At 37.7% G+C, this 15,533-nt stretch carries 15 protein-coding genes; 9 read left to right on the plus strand and 6 right to left on the minus strand.

Translation table 11 applies throughout. From position 1 onward, the window contains the following. Positions 1 to 18 precede the first annotated feature (18 nt). The 5 genes from pruA to CKK03_RS10260 form a co-directional block, all read right to left on the minus strand. Positions 19 to 1,566, minus strand: coding sequence for an L-glutamate gamma-semialdehyde dehydrogenase (pruA, locus tag CKK03_RS10240; RefSeq protein ID WP_099362482.1), 1,548 nt, complete (start codon positions 1,564 to 1,566; stop codon positions 19 to 21). 333 nt (positions 1,567 to 1,899) lie between these two features. Then, positions 1,900 to 3,414, minus strand: a complete 1,515-nt coding sequence (locus tag CKK03_RS10245; protein ID WP_099362483.1) for a coproporphyrinogen III oxidase — start codon at positions 3,412 to 3,414, stop codon at positions 1,900 to 1,902. A 345-nt stretch (positions 3,415 to 3,759) separates the two neighbouring features. Beyond that, positions 3,760 to 4,623, minus strand: a complete 864-nt coding sequence (locus CKK03_RS10250; protein WP_099362484.1) for a Cof-type HAD-IIB family hydrolase — start codon at positions 4,621 to 4,623, stop codon at positions 3,760 to 3,762. A 178-nt stretch (positions 4,624 to 4,801) separates the two neighbouring features. Then, positions 4,802 to 5,158, minus strand: coding sequence for a YlbF/YmcA family competence regulator (locus tag CKK03_RS10255; RefSeq protein WP_099362485.1), 357 nt, complete (start codon positions 5,156 to 5,158; stop codon positions 4,802 to 4,804). A gap of 141 nt (positions 5,159 to 5,299) precedes the next feature. Then, positions 5,300 to 6,436 carry a DUF445 domain-containing protein gene (locus tag CKK03_RS10260; protein WP_099362486.1) on the minus strand — a complete coding sequence of 379 codons (1,137 nt, stop codon included), beginning with the start codon at positions 6,434 to 6,436 and terminating at the stop codon, positions 5,300 to 5,302. A 177-nt stretch (positions 6,437 to 6,613) separates the two neighbouring features. Here CKK03_RS10260 and CKK03_RS10265 point away from each other — a divergent pair, with 177 nt between their 5' ends. From CKK03_RS10265 to CKK03_RS10300, 8 genes are all read left to right on the plus strand, one after another. Beyond that, positions 6,614 to 7,972, plus strand: a complete 1,359-nt coding sequence (locus CKK03_RS10265) for a YheC/YheD family endospore coat-associated protein (protein ID WP_180271219.1) — start codon at positions 6,614 to 6,616, stop codon at positions 7,970 to 7,972. Between the two features lie 37 nt (positions 7,973 to 8,009). After that, a complete protein-coding gene (locus tag CKK03_RS10270) occupies positions 8,010 to 9,071 on the plus strand; it encodes a YheC/YheD family endospore coat-associated protein (protein WP_099362488.1) in 1,062 nt (353 codons plus the stop codon). 143 nt (positions 9,072 to 9,214) lie between these two features. Further along, positions 9,215 to 10,573 (plus strand): YheC/YheD family endospore coat-associated protein, encoded by a 1,359-nt coding sequence (locus tag CKK03_RS10275; protein WP_099362489.1) that lies wholly within the window; start codon positions 9,215 to 9,217, stop codon positions 10,571 to 10,573. Further along, positions 10,570 to 11,754 (plus strand): YheC/YheD family endospore coat-associated protein, encoded by a 1,185-nt coding sequence (locus CKK03_RS10280; RefSeq protein WP_099362490.1) that lies wholly within the window; start codon positions 10,570 to 10,572, stop codon positions 11,752 to 11,754. Before CKK03_RS10275 ends, CKK03_RS10280 begins: the two co-directional genes overlap by 4 nt. A 55-nt stretch (positions 11,755 to 11,809) precedes the next feature. Then, a complete protein-coding gene (locus tag CKK03_RS10285; RefSeq protein WP_099362491.1) occupies positions 11,810 to 12,022 on the plus strand; it encodes a YheE family protein in 213 nt (70 codons plus the stop codon). 334 nt (positions 12,023 to 12,356) lie between these two features. After that, on the plus strand, positions 12,357 to 12,542 hold the full coding sequence (locus CKK03_RS10290; protein WP_099362492.1) for a hypothetical protein: 186 nt from the start codon (positions 12,357 to 12,359) through the stop codon (positions 12,540 to 12,542). A gap of 73 nt (positions 12,543 to 12,615) precedes the next feature. Then, positions 12,616 to 13,524 carry a PucR family transcriptional regulator gene (locus CKK03_RS10295; RefSeq protein WP_099362493.1) on the plus strand — a complete coding sequence of 303 codons (909 nt, stop codon included), beginning with the start codon at positions 12,616 to 12,618 and terminating at the stop codon, positions 13,522 to 13,524. A 109-nt stretch (positions 13,525 to 13,633) separates the two neighbouring features. After that, complete coding sequence (locus CKK03_RS10300) at positions 13,634 to 14,731, plus strand: ABC transporter ATP-binding protein (RefSeq protein WP_099362494.1); 1,098 nt, start codon at positions 13,634 to 13,636, stop codon at positions 14,729 to 14,731. Positions 14,732 to 14,788: 57 nt separating this feature from the next. Here CKK03_RS10300 and CKK03_RS10305 read toward each other — a convergent pair whose 3' ends face one another. Next, a complete protein-coding gene (locus CKK03_RS10305) occupies positions 14,789 to 15,031 on the minus strand; it encodes a hypothetical protein (protein ID WP_099362495.1) in 243 nt (80 codons plus the stop codon). Positions 15,032 to 15,321: 290 nt separating this feature from the next. Between CKK03_RS10305 and CKK03_RS10310 the strand changes: the two genes are divergently transcribed. After that, the gene (locus tag CKK03_RS10310; RefSeq protein WP_010283556.1) at positions 15,322 to 15,531 is read left to right on the plus strand and encodes an alpha/beta-type small acid-soluble spore protein; all 210 of its coding nucleotides are present in this window, start codon (positions 15,322 to 15,324) and stop codon (positions 15,529 to 15,531) included. Positions 15,532 to 15,533 lie beyond the last annotated feature (2 nt).

The following is a 15,533-nucleotide window of genomic DNA, read 5'->3' on the forward strand; positions in this document are numbered from 1 at the left end:
TTGGTTAAGTACGATTTCTTAGTACATTTCAGAGGTTGTTTTTGCTTGCATATGCAACTGAATGTAGTCAGGGCCTCCTGCTTTTGAGTCTGTTCCTGACATGTTGAATCCACCAAAAGGCTGGTAGCCAACAATTGCACCCGTACAACCACGGTTAAAGTAAAGGTTACCTACATGGAAATCTTCACGTGCTTTTTGGATGTTGACACGGTTGTTTGTAATCACCGCACCTGTTAAGCCGTATTCCGTGTCATTCGCAATTTCAATGGCATGATCGAAATCCTTTGCTTTTGTGAAGCCGACTACTGGTCCAAAGATTTCTTCCTTCATGATACGTGCATCTGGGGTAAGGTCAGCGAATACCGTCGGCTTAATGAAGAATCCTTTGGAGCTGTCTCCTTCTCCACCTGTCATTAGCTTTCCTTCTTTTTTGCCAATTTCAATATAGCTCATGATTTTATCAAATGCATTTTGGTCAATCACTGTTGCCATGTAATTACGATAATCTGCTGGATCCCCTTGTGTTAATTCATTTGTTAACTCAATAACGCGGCTTAGCACTTCGTCATATACATCTTCGACAATAACTGCACGGGAACATGCTGAACATTTTTGTCCAGAGAAACCAAACGCTGAAGACACAATAGATTGAGCTGCTAATTCAAGATCGGCCTCTTTATCTATAACGATTGTGTCTTTACCGCCCATTTCAGCGATTACACGTTTAATCCAGATTTGGCCGTCATTCAATTTAGATGCGCGTTCATTGATACGTAGTCCAACGTCACGAGAACCTGTGAATGAAATGAAACGAGTATCTTTATGATCAACTAAATAATCCCCAACTTCAGAACCGTTTCCTGGAACAAAATTAAGAACACCTGCAGGAAGACCTGCTTCTTCCATCACTTCAACAAATTTCGCTGCCACAATAGGAGTTGTTGATGCTGGTTTTAATAGAACAGTATTGCCAGCAACAATTGCAGCTACAGTTGTTCCAGCCATGATGGCAAGCGGGAAGTTCCAAGGTGAAATGATAACACCAACACCTAATGGAATATAGTCATAACGATTAAATTCATTAGGACGGCTGTTTACTTTAACACCATCTTTGATTCTTAGCATTTCCCTACCGTAAAATTCAAGAAAGTCAATAGCTTCAGCTGTATCAGCATCTGCTTCTCTCCATGGCTTTCCTGCTTCTTTCGTAAGTAAAGCAGAAAACTCATGTTTACGGCGGCGAATGATTGCAGCAGCTTTAAATAATACGTCCGCACGCGTTTCCGCTGATACCTTTTTCCATATTTTAAAAGCTTCTACAGCCGCTTGCATAGCCTTTTCAGCTAACTCACGGTTTGCTTTTGATACGCGTCCAACGACTTCTTCTTTATTAGCTGGATTAATTGATATAATTTTATCGTCAGTAGAAATTCGCTCTCCCCCGATTAATAAATCATAATCTTGGCCTAAGTAACTTTCTACTGTTTGTAATCCCTTTTTGTATGCGTCTTGATTAGCCATGATTGAAAAATCTGTAAATGCTTCATGTTTATATGGTTGTACCATCTTTTCATCCCCCATTTGTTTTTTTGGTCAATATACACTAATGCAAGAAGTGTGCCAACTTCACAAACGCCAATAAGACAACGTTATTAAAATTTTTAGAGCAAATTTTTTTTGCTACGCTAATTTTTTTTGCTCCTAACAGCTAATTTTTTTTGCGTATTTACTTCGATTTACACAGATATTATAGCTGAGTTGATCTCGCAAACTTGACATGGAAAACAGCAATAAAACTCAGTGAATCCAAAACTCAATAAAAAAATACCATTGAGAAGAGGTTTACACGTTACCCGAGGATCCATTTCAATTTGAACGAAAAAAAAGAGGCATAGTTTCCTATACCCCTTTTGCTACTCCAAACAAATCGTTTAAAATATCGATTTTTTTGTTCGTGTATTCAATAAAATGATCATTGTAGGATTTCGGATCCTTCGGGTTTGCAAACTGAGTAATCTTCCCAGTCACAGGATCAATAAATTTGCTGGCTGCTCCACAGCCTAGGCCAATGATTGTTTGCATTTCTTCCATAATCATAATATTGTAGATACTCTCCTGCCCTGGTAGTGAATAGCCAACATTCTCTAAGTTTCCAAGTATGTTCTTCATTCGATATAAATAATATGGGACATACCCGTGTTCTTTTGTCCAAGTTGAAGCATTATTCATCATCTCTGTAATTTCTTCACGGCCGGCAACCTTATATTTTTTCTTATTTCGTGTCATTTCAGATGCACGCTTAAAGGATAAAGTATGAACGGTTAACGACTCAGGCATAAGCTTTTCTGTTTCTGAAAGGGTATAATTGAACTCTTCTACCCCTTCACCCGGAAGGCCAATGATTAAGTCCATGTTAATATTGTTCATCCCCATATTTCGTGCAAGATGAAATTTTTCAACGGTTTCTTCAACCGTGTGATGACGGCCAATCGCTTTTAGTGTTTCCTGTATATAGGACTGCGGATTAATACTGATACGGTCAATATTCCACTTTTTTAGGACGTCAAGTTTTTCCGGAGTAATCGTGTCCGGCCTTCCCGCTTCAACTGTAATTTCACGAATGTTTTTCACATCTGGGAAGGACTGGTACATTTCTTCATACAGCATGTCCATCTCTTCTGCCGTGATACTTGTTGGAGTTCCGCCACCATAATATACAGTTGTAATGTTAATATGATTTTCCTTTAACCAACGCCCCATCTCACGCATCTCATAATGAAGTCCACCAAGGAAGGAATTGACTGATCCTTGTCTTCCATTGATAGCATAGGCAGGGAATGTACAATAGGCACATTTTGTTGGGCAGAAAGGAATCCCAATATAAATACTTACTTCGTTTTGTAGTTGATATAAATCAGGAACCATTGTGAGTTGACGGTCGACAATTTGCCTCATTAGTTTAAGTTTTTCATCGGTAATTAAGTAATCTTCTTTTAACTTTTTGTGTGCTACCTCATGAGGTTTTCCCTCTCGAATCTTTTTGTGTAACAGTTTTGTTGGGCGTACACCAGTAAGCATTCCCCATGGCTGAGTAATCCCTGTAAAGTCTTGCATGACCATTACATACACATGTGAGACTGCATTTTTTATCTTTTTAAATAGTTCTTTGTTATTCTCAAATGGAGGAAATTCCTTACGATAGCTTCCCTTAAATTCGTTGCCGGATTTGATGTCAATCAGTATGGCATGTGTTGTTATGACAGGACTATTATATTCATATTGGAAGTCTACTAATAGCTCAGGATTTTCTAGCTCTGTGATTGAGAGTTCACTTTCTTCATAAAAAAGATTCGAGATGAGCTGTAAAGGTCGCATAAACCGGTCATCCTCGAGCCCTTTAAATAAAATTCGCATAATTTGTATCACCTTTTCATTTTATCAAATACGTCTTGGCGTATTTGCGCCCGATTTTTTGGCCCACAGGAAGTGGGTCATAAAGACGTTGCCACAGGACGTGGCGTATTTTAGTCTTTAATCTTACTGCTCGAAAAATTTCCATTGAAAAATCGTGGCATCCGCCGGAGGCTCTTAATTTTATTCTGCAGAAGACGTTGACTTATGCTGAATAAAATTAAGTTAACTTACTCAAGTTTACAGAATGAAGGTTTTTTAATCAATATGAGAATTTTGGGTAGTTCTATGTATCTGTATTTCTCCCCATTAAAAATACCCCCACAAACCGTGGAGGCAAGCCCAACTTTATTTTTCAATCTTAATTTGTTTTAAAAAGTCAATTCTTTGCTGCTTACGGAAATGCTCTTTAATCATATAGGAGACGCCATTCATATTATTGGACCGAGTCACCCAGTCAGCAGCAAATTTCACTTCCTTCGGTGCATTCCACATTGCAACCCCTAAGCCAGCAGATTCAATGATTTCAATATCATCTAGTGAATCACCAATAACAACTGTTTCATGCAAAGGAATATCTAAGTGATTAGCTAAAGTTTTTAATCCATTAAGTTTAGAAACACCAAAAGGAGTAATTTCTAGCTTATGCGGTTCTGTTAGATCCACTTGAATGTCATTGAAATGCTCATTCACTGTTTCTCTAATTGTTTTCAGTTCATTTTCACTTTGTGCATAGACCTCAATTTTAGGTGGTGCAACAGGATTGTCTGTTAAATAATCCCCAAGCGAATCGACGAACTGCATTGGATAAAAGAGTGGATCACCAGAACCAAACATTGCTTTTGCAATTAAATTGCCAGGGAATCTCACGCGATTGCCAATTGAAAACTTTTCATGTTGGAGGCGAATGCTACACTTAAAGTTTTCTAATACCTGGACAATATTAAATGTTTTCTCCTCTGAAATACGTTTTACATAAATAGGTTCATCCAGGTTATCACTTATGAATCCTCCATTATGCGTAATTAGCAATGAGTTCAGCTTTAGTGCTTTTGCGATTTTTTTCGTCGATGGGAAGTGACGTCTTGTTATGAGAGTCACATAAACTTCCTTTGCTCGGACAAAATCGATGGCTTCCTTAGTTCCACTTTGAAGCCGACCGTTTGGACGTAGTAATGTGCCATCCACATTTATTGCTAGTAACCTATACATATAGCAGGTCCTCCTTCTCAGTTGGGCGTCCCCTATACATATGGTTATGAAAAAATGAAACTGATTAGAACAAAAGACTATTATAGAAAAATAGCCGACAATTTGTGTTACTTAAAGTTTCATATATATGAGCAAAAAAAAGAACCCTCACCAAATTCGCGTGGGTTCCTAAAAAGTCTTATTGTTGGTCCATACTTCCGTATAGTTCTTCAAGTGGTTTAAGCATGATTTGATTTAATTCGCCGATGACAACGCTCATTCGCTGCTCAGCTTCCATAAGTTTTGCAATTGTATCATGTTGTTGAACAAGTGCAACTTGTCTTTGAGCCTGTTCTACTTCTTCTTGTGAAATATCTTCACCCATCATTTGTTTTTGTTGAAGGGATAATTGAATGTTCCGGAAGCTTTCAAATAATTTCTTTGCACCTTCGTCATTATTCACTTGATCATATAATTGCTTTAGTTGTTTAAACTCATCACTCTCACGAATCGCCTTCTCAACACCATAAGCAACATCATATAAATTTACACCCATTTTACCTACCTCCTTTATCCAGATTTATTACGAGCAAAATGGTTCTTTTCCACTATAACAAACATTTCCATATAATTCACCCTCATCTAGAAATTAGGGAGATTATTTTAAGATATTCTATACAGGGCGTTTTGCTTATGTTTATTGTAGAAACTGTGCAATAACCCCTTGAAAAATTCCGATGATTCCACCTAGTAGCGCTCCTAAATAGGTAATCATTTTGAATTCCCGTTTAGAAATACCTAATACCATTTCCTCTAAGCGCTCTACAGAAAATGTCCCAACCTGATCCTTTACAATTTCCTCAATCTTAAGGCTCTTCATCAATTTCTCAATACGATTGGCCACAAATTCGCCGGCCATCTCAATTCCTTTAGGAACTATCTGCTCAAGGATTCTGTCTTTGTAAGGTAGTAATACCACATTTGCGGGTGTTTCAAGATACTTCTTAACAGGGAAGATGTTGAGAGTTTGTTCCTTTAAGAATGAAAGAATTTTTTCCGAACCTACCTGCTCGACAACTCTGTTAACCTCCCAGGCTTTCACCTTATTCCATTCTTTTTCAATTAAAGATTGTAAAAGCTCCTTTGTTCCCGGGTTTGATAGAAATTTAACAATTTCAGGTTGAATCTTATCTATTAAGCTTGTGTTTCCTAAAAACATTTGCACCATATTTCCAAGCATTCCACGGGTCGCTAGAAACTCGTCGATCATTCTTTTTAGACGATGTTTCCCTTCCTCACTTTCGAAATACTCGATACCTTTTTCGGTTATATATTCCGCAACGGCTGGAAACCTCTTTTCAATAGTTGAAAGTAGCTCCTCTGGAATGACATCTCCTATTTCCTTTTGGCCCATTTCATATATAAGACTTTTAAATTTGGTTTCAATAAAGTTGGTTAGTTGCTCCTCTGCACGTTCATCAAGATTATGTATCCCAACTTGTCCAGCAATCTCGACAAAATTTTTCTCAGTATCCAGCAGTTTAGAAACCTCTTCCTTCGCCCAGCCTTCGATGTTTGCGACAAAGCTTTCATCCTGTAATTTTTTCTTTAGGCTTTCAGGTGTTAAAAGATGCTCTACCACGGTTCTTCCCATCTGCCTTGCTAGCTCTTCCCTCCGTTTCGGGATTAATCCAGGAGTAAATGGAAGGCGTTTTCCGCCAATATAGATGGCTTTATATGGCCGAAATAACATCTTGATGGCCAATGAATTCGTAACTCCTCCAATAATGGCTCCAATCACCATCATTAATACAATCATTAAAAAAACGTTCATACAGATCACCCTTTGTTAATACAAGTTAATTTTTTTTCACAGTTTTTATTGTCTTTTCATACGATACGATATCAGGCATTTGCCCATATATTTAAGCAAAATTGTTTTTCTGGATTGAATCATCACCTTATTAATTATAGTGTTTAAACGTCAAGTTACGCAAATGGGGTTATCATGATGACGGAAAAAATTCTTATCGAGGTGATTCCTGTTTCTGACGAGCAGGATTCCTTTTTACAAATAAAAATGAGTGACATCATTATTAAGAAGTTTGGCTTACAAAAGGAACAGACAATTGAATTATACTGTAACAGGAATAGTCTTATGGTAAAAATCGTATCTATTAATGAGAGCGAGCCTGTCATTCAATGTCCAACTTTCATATTAAAGGAATTACAGCTTCCTTCTGAGAATTTTTCAATAACTCTATTCAAGAAAGCAAATAACCAACTAGAAATGGGTCCAGTTATCGGTCTATTAACGGAAGCAACTGAAAAAGACAACCAGGTATTATTTGGTTCAATCGGAGAGTTTTGCGAGGAACTGTCACTCTACGCAAGCGAAATCGGAGTACTTTTCTATGTATTCTCTTTAAATACATTTTATGACCAAAAAGGGTACATCTTTATCGATGGCATATGGAAAAAATCGGCTGTTCCATACCCTCATGTGGTTCACAATCGGATTCACTCACGCAAGCGAGAGCAACACTCGAGTTTTATCGATTTTACAAATGAGCTGCAAATGAACAATATCCCATATTTTAATGATCATTTTCTAAATAAATGGGAAGTGCACGAAATGCTATATGAAAATGAGCATCTCCATTCTTATTTACCGGATACCATGCTTTTAACAAATAAAGATGTTCTCTTTGAAATGATTGAAAAATATCAATGTGTTTTTGTAAAACCGGTCCATGGGAGCCAGGGGAGAAATATTTTTCGGATTCAAAAAACGGATGAAGAAACGTATTTTTTAGATTATACAACGTTCTCAGGTGACATTGAGACGGTCCATCAAAGCTTCCCATCCCTCTTTCAATCCTTACTCTCAAGGCTAAAACAGCATACTTTCATCGTTCAACAATGTATTCCGCTTCTTTCTTATAAAGAAAAGCCATTGGATTTTCGCGTGCTCTGTCAAAAACAATCTAGTGAAAAATGGCAGCTAACCTCGATTGTTGCCCGTGTATCTTCAAAGGATGAATTTGTTTCCAATCTGGCAAGAGGTGGAGAAATTCAAAAGGTTCATAACGTTCTTCTAGAAAACTTTGAGATGAAAGAGATTCCGCATATTAAGAGATTAATAAAGGACTTAGCACTTGAAGTTGCTGAAATTATTGATGGAACAACGGACGGAATATTTGCCGAATTAGGGATTGACCTAGCTCTCGATGAAACTGGAAAGCCAACCATTATAGAGGTTAATACGAAGCCATCTAAAAATCAGGAACAGGATAAATTATCGACCAAAATTCGCCCAAGCGCAAAAGCGCTACTGCAGCATTGTGTCTTCCTTTCCAACCTAACATGATCAATCAAAAATAGTATAAAAGAAAGGGGAGAATCTTGTGATTTCACTGGGATTTGTTACGCTTTATCCGAACCAGGAAAAAGGTTATGCAACGGAACTTGCTAAACGTGCACCTGATTTAGGGATTCAACTTTTCCGATTCACACCAACCTCCATTGAACCAGCCTCTGAAATGATCCAAGGAGAAAAATACAATGAGATTTCACATACCTGGGAAAAAAGCTTATTTGAAATTCCAACATATTTATATGACCGCTGTTTTTACTCAGAAGATGAAGTCTCTAAGAAAAGTCAGCCGATTATGAACTGGTTAAAAAAGAGGCCGGGCAACCTATTTCTAGGGCAAGGGCTTCCAAGTAAGTGGGAGATTTATAAAATTTTAAGTCAAGATGAGAAATTATCACCTTATATCCCTTCTACTGAACAAGCACTCTCCTCACCTACTATCCTTCGAACCCTAATGAAAAAACATCAACTCATTCTAAAACCAGAAAAAGGTTCGATGGGAAAAGGCATTATTGGTCTCTTTCTTCACCAGGATTATGTTGAGGCGATCTCTAAAGATGCTAATCAACTAAAAAAGCAGCAGTTTACAACAAGAAGGGATTTAAAAAAGTGGCTTGATATGATCATTTCGAACCAGCCCTATTTATCTCAAACCTATTTACCTCTCCATGATGCAGACAACCGCCCTTTCGATATTCGAATTCTACTGCAAAAAAATGGGCATGGGGCATGGATTGAGCAAGGTCGTGGAATCCGCCTTGGATTGCCTGAACATCTCATTTCAAATTTAGGTGGCGGTGGTGAAACTCATTCCTTTGAGAGTTGGACAGAAAAAATGTCTTTCAATCAAAGGCAATTACTTTCGGATAATATTCATACAATTATTAATAGGTTACCAGCAGTTCTTGAAAAACATTTTGATCCATTATTCGAACTTGGAGTTGATTTAGGTCTTACAAAGGACGGTGCCATCTGGATTTTAGATACAAATTCAAAACCGGGTAGAAAGGTAGTTATAGAAACGAGTCCGGAACAAGAAGAAACCCTTTATACAACATTATTACAATATTGCAAACATCTACATTCTACTTAGAAAAGCACAAGGCGCCCGCTAATCGGCGACAAGCATAAGACGAGCGCTGACAGAAGGTGTCTTTTACCTTCAGAAGCGATTGGCTTATGACCTCGAGCCGATGGCGCCTGAAGCTAGACACTTTTAAAAAGGAGCTGTAAAAAATGCGAACACCGCTACCACTAAAAATTACGGAACAAGTAAATGGAACCGTGAGTATTCCTAAAACATTCAAACTAAAAACACCCATCAAGCGTATCTTTTTTGGAACGTCCTCTTGTGAATGTAAAGTCGTTCAAACTGACCAACAAGAAATTAAAATGTCCCAGGATATTTTTACAAACTTAAAAATCCCTTATACAAGTACAACACAAGTGATCATCCATGAGGATCATCTCTATATTGGACCTTTGGTCGGGATTTTCACAGCTGGTTTTAGTGAGTCGATGATTCGCCCAATTGGGGAACGAACACTGTTTTTTGCGAAGCTTTTGGCCCAAGAAAAAGCTGTTGGAGCATACGTTTTTATTTTTGGTGCGAAACATATTGATTGGGATAAGGGTACCATTCATGGACTATTTCATAGCCATAATGGCTGGGAAACGATTGAAATCCCGTTTCCTAATGTTGTCTATGACCGTCTTCCAAACCGTCGTACCGAAAAACATAAAACATTAAGTGAAATTAAACAGCGTTTACATCATGAATACTTAATTCCATGGTTTAATCCTGGATTTTTTGATAAATGGGAAATTCATCAGTTATTAGAGGGTGACCACCGCGTTGCTACGTATTTACCGGAAACCCATAAAAGCCCGACCTTTTCGCTTATTGAACGAATGCTTTCGAAGTATCAACATGTATACATTAAACCAGCAAACGGAAGCCTTGGTTTAGGAATCTATCAAATTCTGTTTGATCGGGAAACAGATGAATATTATTGTCGATTTCGTGATGCGGACGGAAAAAATCGTCTCCAACGTTTTTCTTCCATTGAGGCATTTGTCAACACTCATTTCCGTAATAGACGATTGGAGCATTATATTGTCCAACAAGGTATTCATTTAATTCGAAGTGATCATAAAACGATTGATTTTCGTATTCATACGAATAAAGATGAAAAAGGAAAATGGCAGGTTAGCGTGATGGCTGGAAAAATTGCAGGTCGTGGAAGTGTTACAACGCATTTAAATAATGGTGGTGTGGTCCGAACACTTACTGAAATTTTTCCTGATGTTGAAGAATGCAAAAAAGTCACTGATTCACTAAGCCAGGCAGCCCTTATATTAAGTGAAGTTATTGATTCTCGACAAGCAGGGCATATCGGGGAACTTGGTTTTGATTTAGGTATCGATAAAAATGGAAGTGTATGGCTTTTCGAAGCGAATTCAAAGCCAGGTCGCTCGATTTTTTCTCATCCAAAGCTAAGGAAATACGATAAACTCTCAAGTAGACTACCACTACAATACGCCGTTTACTTAACAGAAACGACGATTAAAGCCCCTGAGGAAGTGTTCAAATGAGCACTATTTACTATCACATTGAAAAACAGGATTGGTATCAATGTGAGGAGGAAAATGGACTTTTAATTGGAAAGGAAAATACAATCATTTCTTATGTCGGGAGCAGGCAGGAGCATTCGCTCCCTTTTTCTGTTACTAAAAGTGGAAAGCGTGTTGGGCCATTAATTGGGATTCTCACCGGCTCTTCAAAAGACAATAGCTTCATTGGAAATCTCAAAGATTTAAAAAGGATTCTTTCGTCCTTACAGGCCGAAGGTGCCTTAGGAATCGTTATGACACCAAATTCCTTTCAGGAACATTCAGTTGAATGCTTTACCTTTTACGAGCCCATACAAAAATGGATCAAAATCAGGACACCCCTTCCAGACGTTGTATATAATCGTGTTCCTTATCGTCGCATGGAAAAATCGAAGCATTTCATTGATACAGTTTCTTTTTTTAGAACAAACGGGATTCCCTTTTTTAACCCGTCCTTTTTTTCAAAATGGACTGTTTATCAAATTTTACGTAAAAATAAATTTGTATCATCCTTTCTTCCGGACACCACACTTCTCAAACAAAAAAGCGACCTTGAACAAATGATAACAAAACATCAGGATCTCTATATTAAAAGTTCAACTGGTCATAAAGGCATTGGCCTTTACCGGATAAAAAAATGGAAGAATCTTTTTATTGTAGAAACACCAAATGAAAAACAAAGCTATTCATCCCTTACCTCATTTTGGGAGAAAAATGAACAATCTTTTATACAAGAGGATTTTCTATTGCAAAAGGCCATTCAGGCTGACACATATAAAGGCAAGCGGTATGACCTACGTCTATTATGTCATTATGACGAAAGTGGGTATATCATAAGCGGTATTGGAGTCCGAGTTGCAGGCGAGAACGAGGTAACCACACATGTTCCAAATGGTGGGTCAATTATTCCCTATGAATCGGTAAGTAGCCGGTTTAATGAAGCCATTTTACATCAACTTGTTTTTGAGATTGGAAAAGAGCTTGTGGAGCAAACCGACGAATTTATCGGAGAATTCTCAATTGACCTTGGACGTTCTGTGGATAACGAAATTTATTTATACGAAATCAATTCAAAACCGATGGTATTTGATGAGACTTATATTCGAGAGAAAGGACTTGAAAATTTAACCAAACTCCTTATAATGAAAGGGACAAAAGTGTAAGCGCCTTAAACTGCTTATATGAATCGTTCAAATACTAACTAAGGAGAGCTTATTGATGATCTCACATTTTCAATGGAAACCTCTATATAATAGCAGTAAAATTCCTGGTTGGAGCTTTTCCTTCTATTATCAAGGAACGAAATATAATGGAAACTATAATAAGGATGGAAGCATCGATTGGCATGGCAATCATCCTGATTTAAAAGTTATAAATGATATAACCAAACAAATTCATGAATTAATGCTTTTTCATGTTTACGATAATTAACAGGATATTCTATTCGCCTCCTTCACAAACTAAGGCTACAATTGCGTGTTCAAAAAGGAGGATGAAAAGGACCACGTCGACAAAAACGCCACGTCCTGTGGCATTGTCTACACTAGCACGTCCTGTGCGTCGAAAGTTCGAGGCGGTGCAGTTTTGAGTAGCGGAACGTATGTATTTAATACGTGAACAACGGAAAAACAAGCCAACGAGCTTCCACAGGATGTGGTGACTTCGACGTTCGACACAGGACGTGTCGGTAGTTAGTCGAAGTTCCTACTGCGATGTGTCATTTTCACCTGACTTTTTGAACATCTGCTATAAAGGAGGTTTTTTTATGGCTAAAAAAGGTAAAGAGCGCGAAGACCTTCAATATGAAGGTAAAGATGAGGTATTCATGGATGTCGATCGCTTCATTAACGAAGGGATGGCTGGTGGAAGTGTCTATCGCTTTCATGGTCAAACAAATATAGAAGAAGCACGCGACTTTGTTGAGGAAGAACCACCAACAGAAATTGAATAGCAGTTAGCCACACCTTCTCCTTCTGTTATAATAGAAGGAGATTTTTTATGTTGCGATATAAGGAGTATTTAAAATGATTGAAAATCTAAAGAATCACTATAAGGATGCGTTTGTAACGTCTGAATCGCCATATCATACAGAGAAATATATGTGGTTTCTAACAGATTCTGGCCCTTTGTTTGGGATAAAAAAGGAGCAACTTTCGTCAAAAGAGGCTTCCCTTCTATCTTCCCTTTTTACACCATACGGCACTCATGAAAATGATATGACGGATACTCAGGCATTCTGGTATAACCTTTTGTTTTTGCAACAAGGAAACCTCCTCCCAGGTCAACTGTCTTTTACACAATGCCGGTTTATTCAATTTCATGCCGACCAACCGATTACCGACAAACTTGAATTCCAGGAAGCCATTCAAGCACTTTTACCACGGGATACGATCTTTTTATGGGAAAATGACTCGAATGGAGTTCTAATTGAAACAAGAAACGAGGAAATGATTGAGGATGTTATTTATGATGAAATTACCGTTACATTAACCAGTGATTTCTATACGGATATGAATTTATTCATCGGACAAACCCATCCCCTTTCTGACAATCTCGGCTCACTTTTTCAAAACGAAAGAGAATGGTTTCGTAAAGGGATGCATTTTTTACATAAACAGAAAGTCTATCGCCTTCACGATATTTTGCCTTTTTTACTGTTAGAAGGATTGGATAGAAGTTTTCGAAACCAACTTAAGAATATAATACCCGAGGAACTTCAAGGTGACCATGAATTACTTGAAACAATCAAGGTTTTCTTTGAAAGTGATTTAAACGTATCCAATGCAGCTAAACGTTTATATATGCATCGGAATAGCTTACAGTATCGTATTGAGAAATTCATCGAAAAGTCGGGAGTCGATATAAAACATTTTCATGGCGCTGTTACGACTTATTTAGCCATTCTAGAATTAGAGCACTATTCAGATTTGTAGACATGCACGAAAACCCTTTCAAAGTTTTGTGCAATTTACACATTTACGATTTTGACCTCTCTAAAGTAAACTTTAATTATCGAAAACGGTTACACTAGGAGGAGAAACAATGGCTGAATTAGTATTAGACCATATTTACAAAGTATATGACAATAAAGTAACAGCAGTAGAAGATTTTAACCTTCATATTCAAGATAAAGAATTCATCGTATTCGTAGGTCCATCTGGTTGTGGTAAATCTACAACACTACGTATGATTGCAGGACTAGAAGAAATTTCCCAAGGTGATTTCTTTATTGATGATAAACGTGTGAATGATGTTGCTCCTAAAGATCGTGACATCGCGATGGTATTCCAAAACTATGCATTATATCCACATATGAGTGTATATGATAACATGGCTTTCGGATTAAAGCTTCGTAAATTCCCTAAAGACGAAATTGATCGTCGTGTGAAAGATGCCGCAAAAATTCTTGGCCTAGAAGAATACTTGACTCGTAAGCCAAAAGCTTTATCAGGTGGTCAACGTCAGCGTGTTGCATTAGGACGTGCGATTGTTCGTGACGCAAAGGTATTCTTAATGGACGAACCATTATCAAACCTTGATGCAAAGCTTCGTGTACAGATGCGTGCTGAAATTTCTAAACTTCACCAACGTCTGCAAACAACTACTATTTACGTAACGCATGACCAAACTGAAGCGATGACAATGGCTACTCGTCTTGTCGTTATGAAAGATGGTATAATTCAACAAGTTGGAGCACCAAAAGATGTTTATGATAACCCTGAAAACGTATTCGTTGCTGGTTTCATTGGATCCCCTGCGATGAACTTCTTCCCAGGTACTTTAAAGGATGGTACATTTACAATCGGTAATGTAAATATTGCTGTTCCAGAGGGTAAAATGAAAGTTCTTCGTGAGCAAGGCTATGTAAATAAAGATATCATTCTTGGAGTTCGTCCTGAGGACATCCATGATGAGCCTGTATTCATTGAGTCTTCTCAAGGTTCTAAAATCAATGCGCTTATTGAAGTATCTGAACTAACAGGTGCTGAAACAATGCTTTATTCACAGCTTGATAATACTGACTTCGTTGCACGTGTAGATTCTCGTACACAAGCAAAACCAGGCGAAACAATCGAACTTGCATTTGACATGAACAAATGCCACTTCTTCGATGCTGAAACTGAAAAAAGAATTCGATAATTATGAAATAGGTAAGTCGCCCACTTGGGCGACTTTTTTTACTTTGATCTCGATTTTCTATTCTTTAATAAGGAGCGTTTCTTGATTATGACAGTTCGGACAATAAAATAGATGAGCACATTCATTGTTTTGAAAGGTTGTTTGGATGCCGTCTATTTTTTTCATGTCATCAATTGGCATATATGCACTATAATCATCAAAATAATCGATAATACGTCCTGAATCGTCTAAGGAATTCCCACATTGTGCACATGAGAAGCTAGCATTGTTAAAGCCATTACATAATGGACAAATTGGCATGGTCTTCTCTCCTATATTCTTAATTACTTACCGATAGTTTTTGATGAAACAATACTGTTATGCTTTCTTTTTCACAGGAATTAATTGGTAGATAAATTTTCGAATATAATCTTCTCTTCGTCACATAATACTTAGTACAAACACAGCAACAACAACTCACCAAGCAACACCGAAACAACCTTTAAACAGTTTTTACTCGGGTTAGCCTAGAGGCTAAGGAAACCCTTATATCTGGTGCAATTCCGGAGTAACCCACCAAATAAAAATCAGTTTAAGGAGATGAAGGAAAAATGGCAAACAACAATAGCAACAACAGTAACCAATTATTAGTACCAGGTGCAGAACAAGCTATCGACCAAATGAAGTATGAAATTGCTCAAGAATTTGGTGTTAACTTAGGTGCTGACACTACATCTCGCGCAAACGGATCAGTTGGTGGAGAAATTACAAAACGTTTAGTATCATTCGCTCAACAATCTATGAGTGGTCGTCAAGGTTAATA

The sequence above is a fragment of the Fredinandcohnia onubensis genome, assembly GCF_002734215.1.
In the GTDB taxonomy this organism is placed as follows: domain Bacteria; phylum Bacillota; class Bacilli; order Bacillales; family Bacillaceae_L; genus Ferdinandcohnia; species Ferdinandcohnia onubensis.

Coding starts and splice junctions, on each gene's coding strand:
- pruA (WP_099362482.1), bottom strand. CDS start 1,566: ATGGTACAACCATATAAACATGAAGCATTTACAGATTTTTCAATCATG.
- CKK03_RS10245 (WP_099362483.1), bottom strand. CDS start 3,414: ATGCGAATTTTATTTAAAGGGCTCGAGGATGACCGGTTTATGCGACCT.
- CKK03_RS10250 (WP_099362484.1), bottom strand. CDS start 4,623: ATGTATAGGTTACTAGCAATAAATGTGGATGGCACATTACTACGTCCA.
- CKK03_RS10255 (WP_099362485.1), bottom strand. CDS start 5,158: ATGGGTGTAAATTTATATGATGTTGCTTATGGTGTTGAGAAGGCGATT.
- CKK03_RS10260 (WP_099362486.1), bottom strand. CDS start 6,436: ATGAACGTTTTTTTAATGATTGTATTAATGATGGTGATTGGAGCCATT.
- CKK03_RS10265 (WP_180271219.1), top strand. CDS start 6,614: ATGACGGAAAAAATTCTTATCGAGGTGATTCCTGTTTCTGACGAGCAG.
- CKK03_RS10275 (WP_099362489.1), top strand. CDS start 9,215: ATGCGAACACCGCTACCACTAAAAATTACGGAACAAGTAAATGGAACC.
- CKK03_RS10280 (WP_099362490.1), top strand. CDS start 10,570: ATGAGCACTATTTACTATCACATTGAAAAACAGGATTGGTATCAATGT.
- CKK03_RS10285 (WP_099362491.1), top strand. CDS start 11,810: ATGATCTCACATTTTCAATGGAAACCTCTATATAATAGCAGTAAAATT.
- CKK03_RS10290 (WP_099362492.1), top strand. CDS start 12,357: ATGGCTAAAAAAGGTAAAGAGCGCGAAGACCTTCAATATGAAGGTAAA.
- CKK03_RS10295 (WP_099362493.1), top strand. CDS start 12,616: ATGATTGAAAATCTAAAGAATCACTATAAGGATGCGTTTGTAACGTCT.
- CKK03_RS10300 (WP_099362494.1), top strand. CDS start 13,634: ATGGCTGAATTAGTATTAGACCATATTTACAAAGTATATGACAATAAA.
- CKK03_RS10305 (WP_099362495.1), bottom strand. CDS start 15,031: ATGCCAATTTGTCCATTATGTAATGGCTTTAACAATGCTAGCTTCTCA.
- CKK03_RS10310 (WP_010283556.1), top strand. CDS start 15,322: ATGGCAAACAACAATAGCAACAACAGTAACCAATTATTAGTACCAGGT.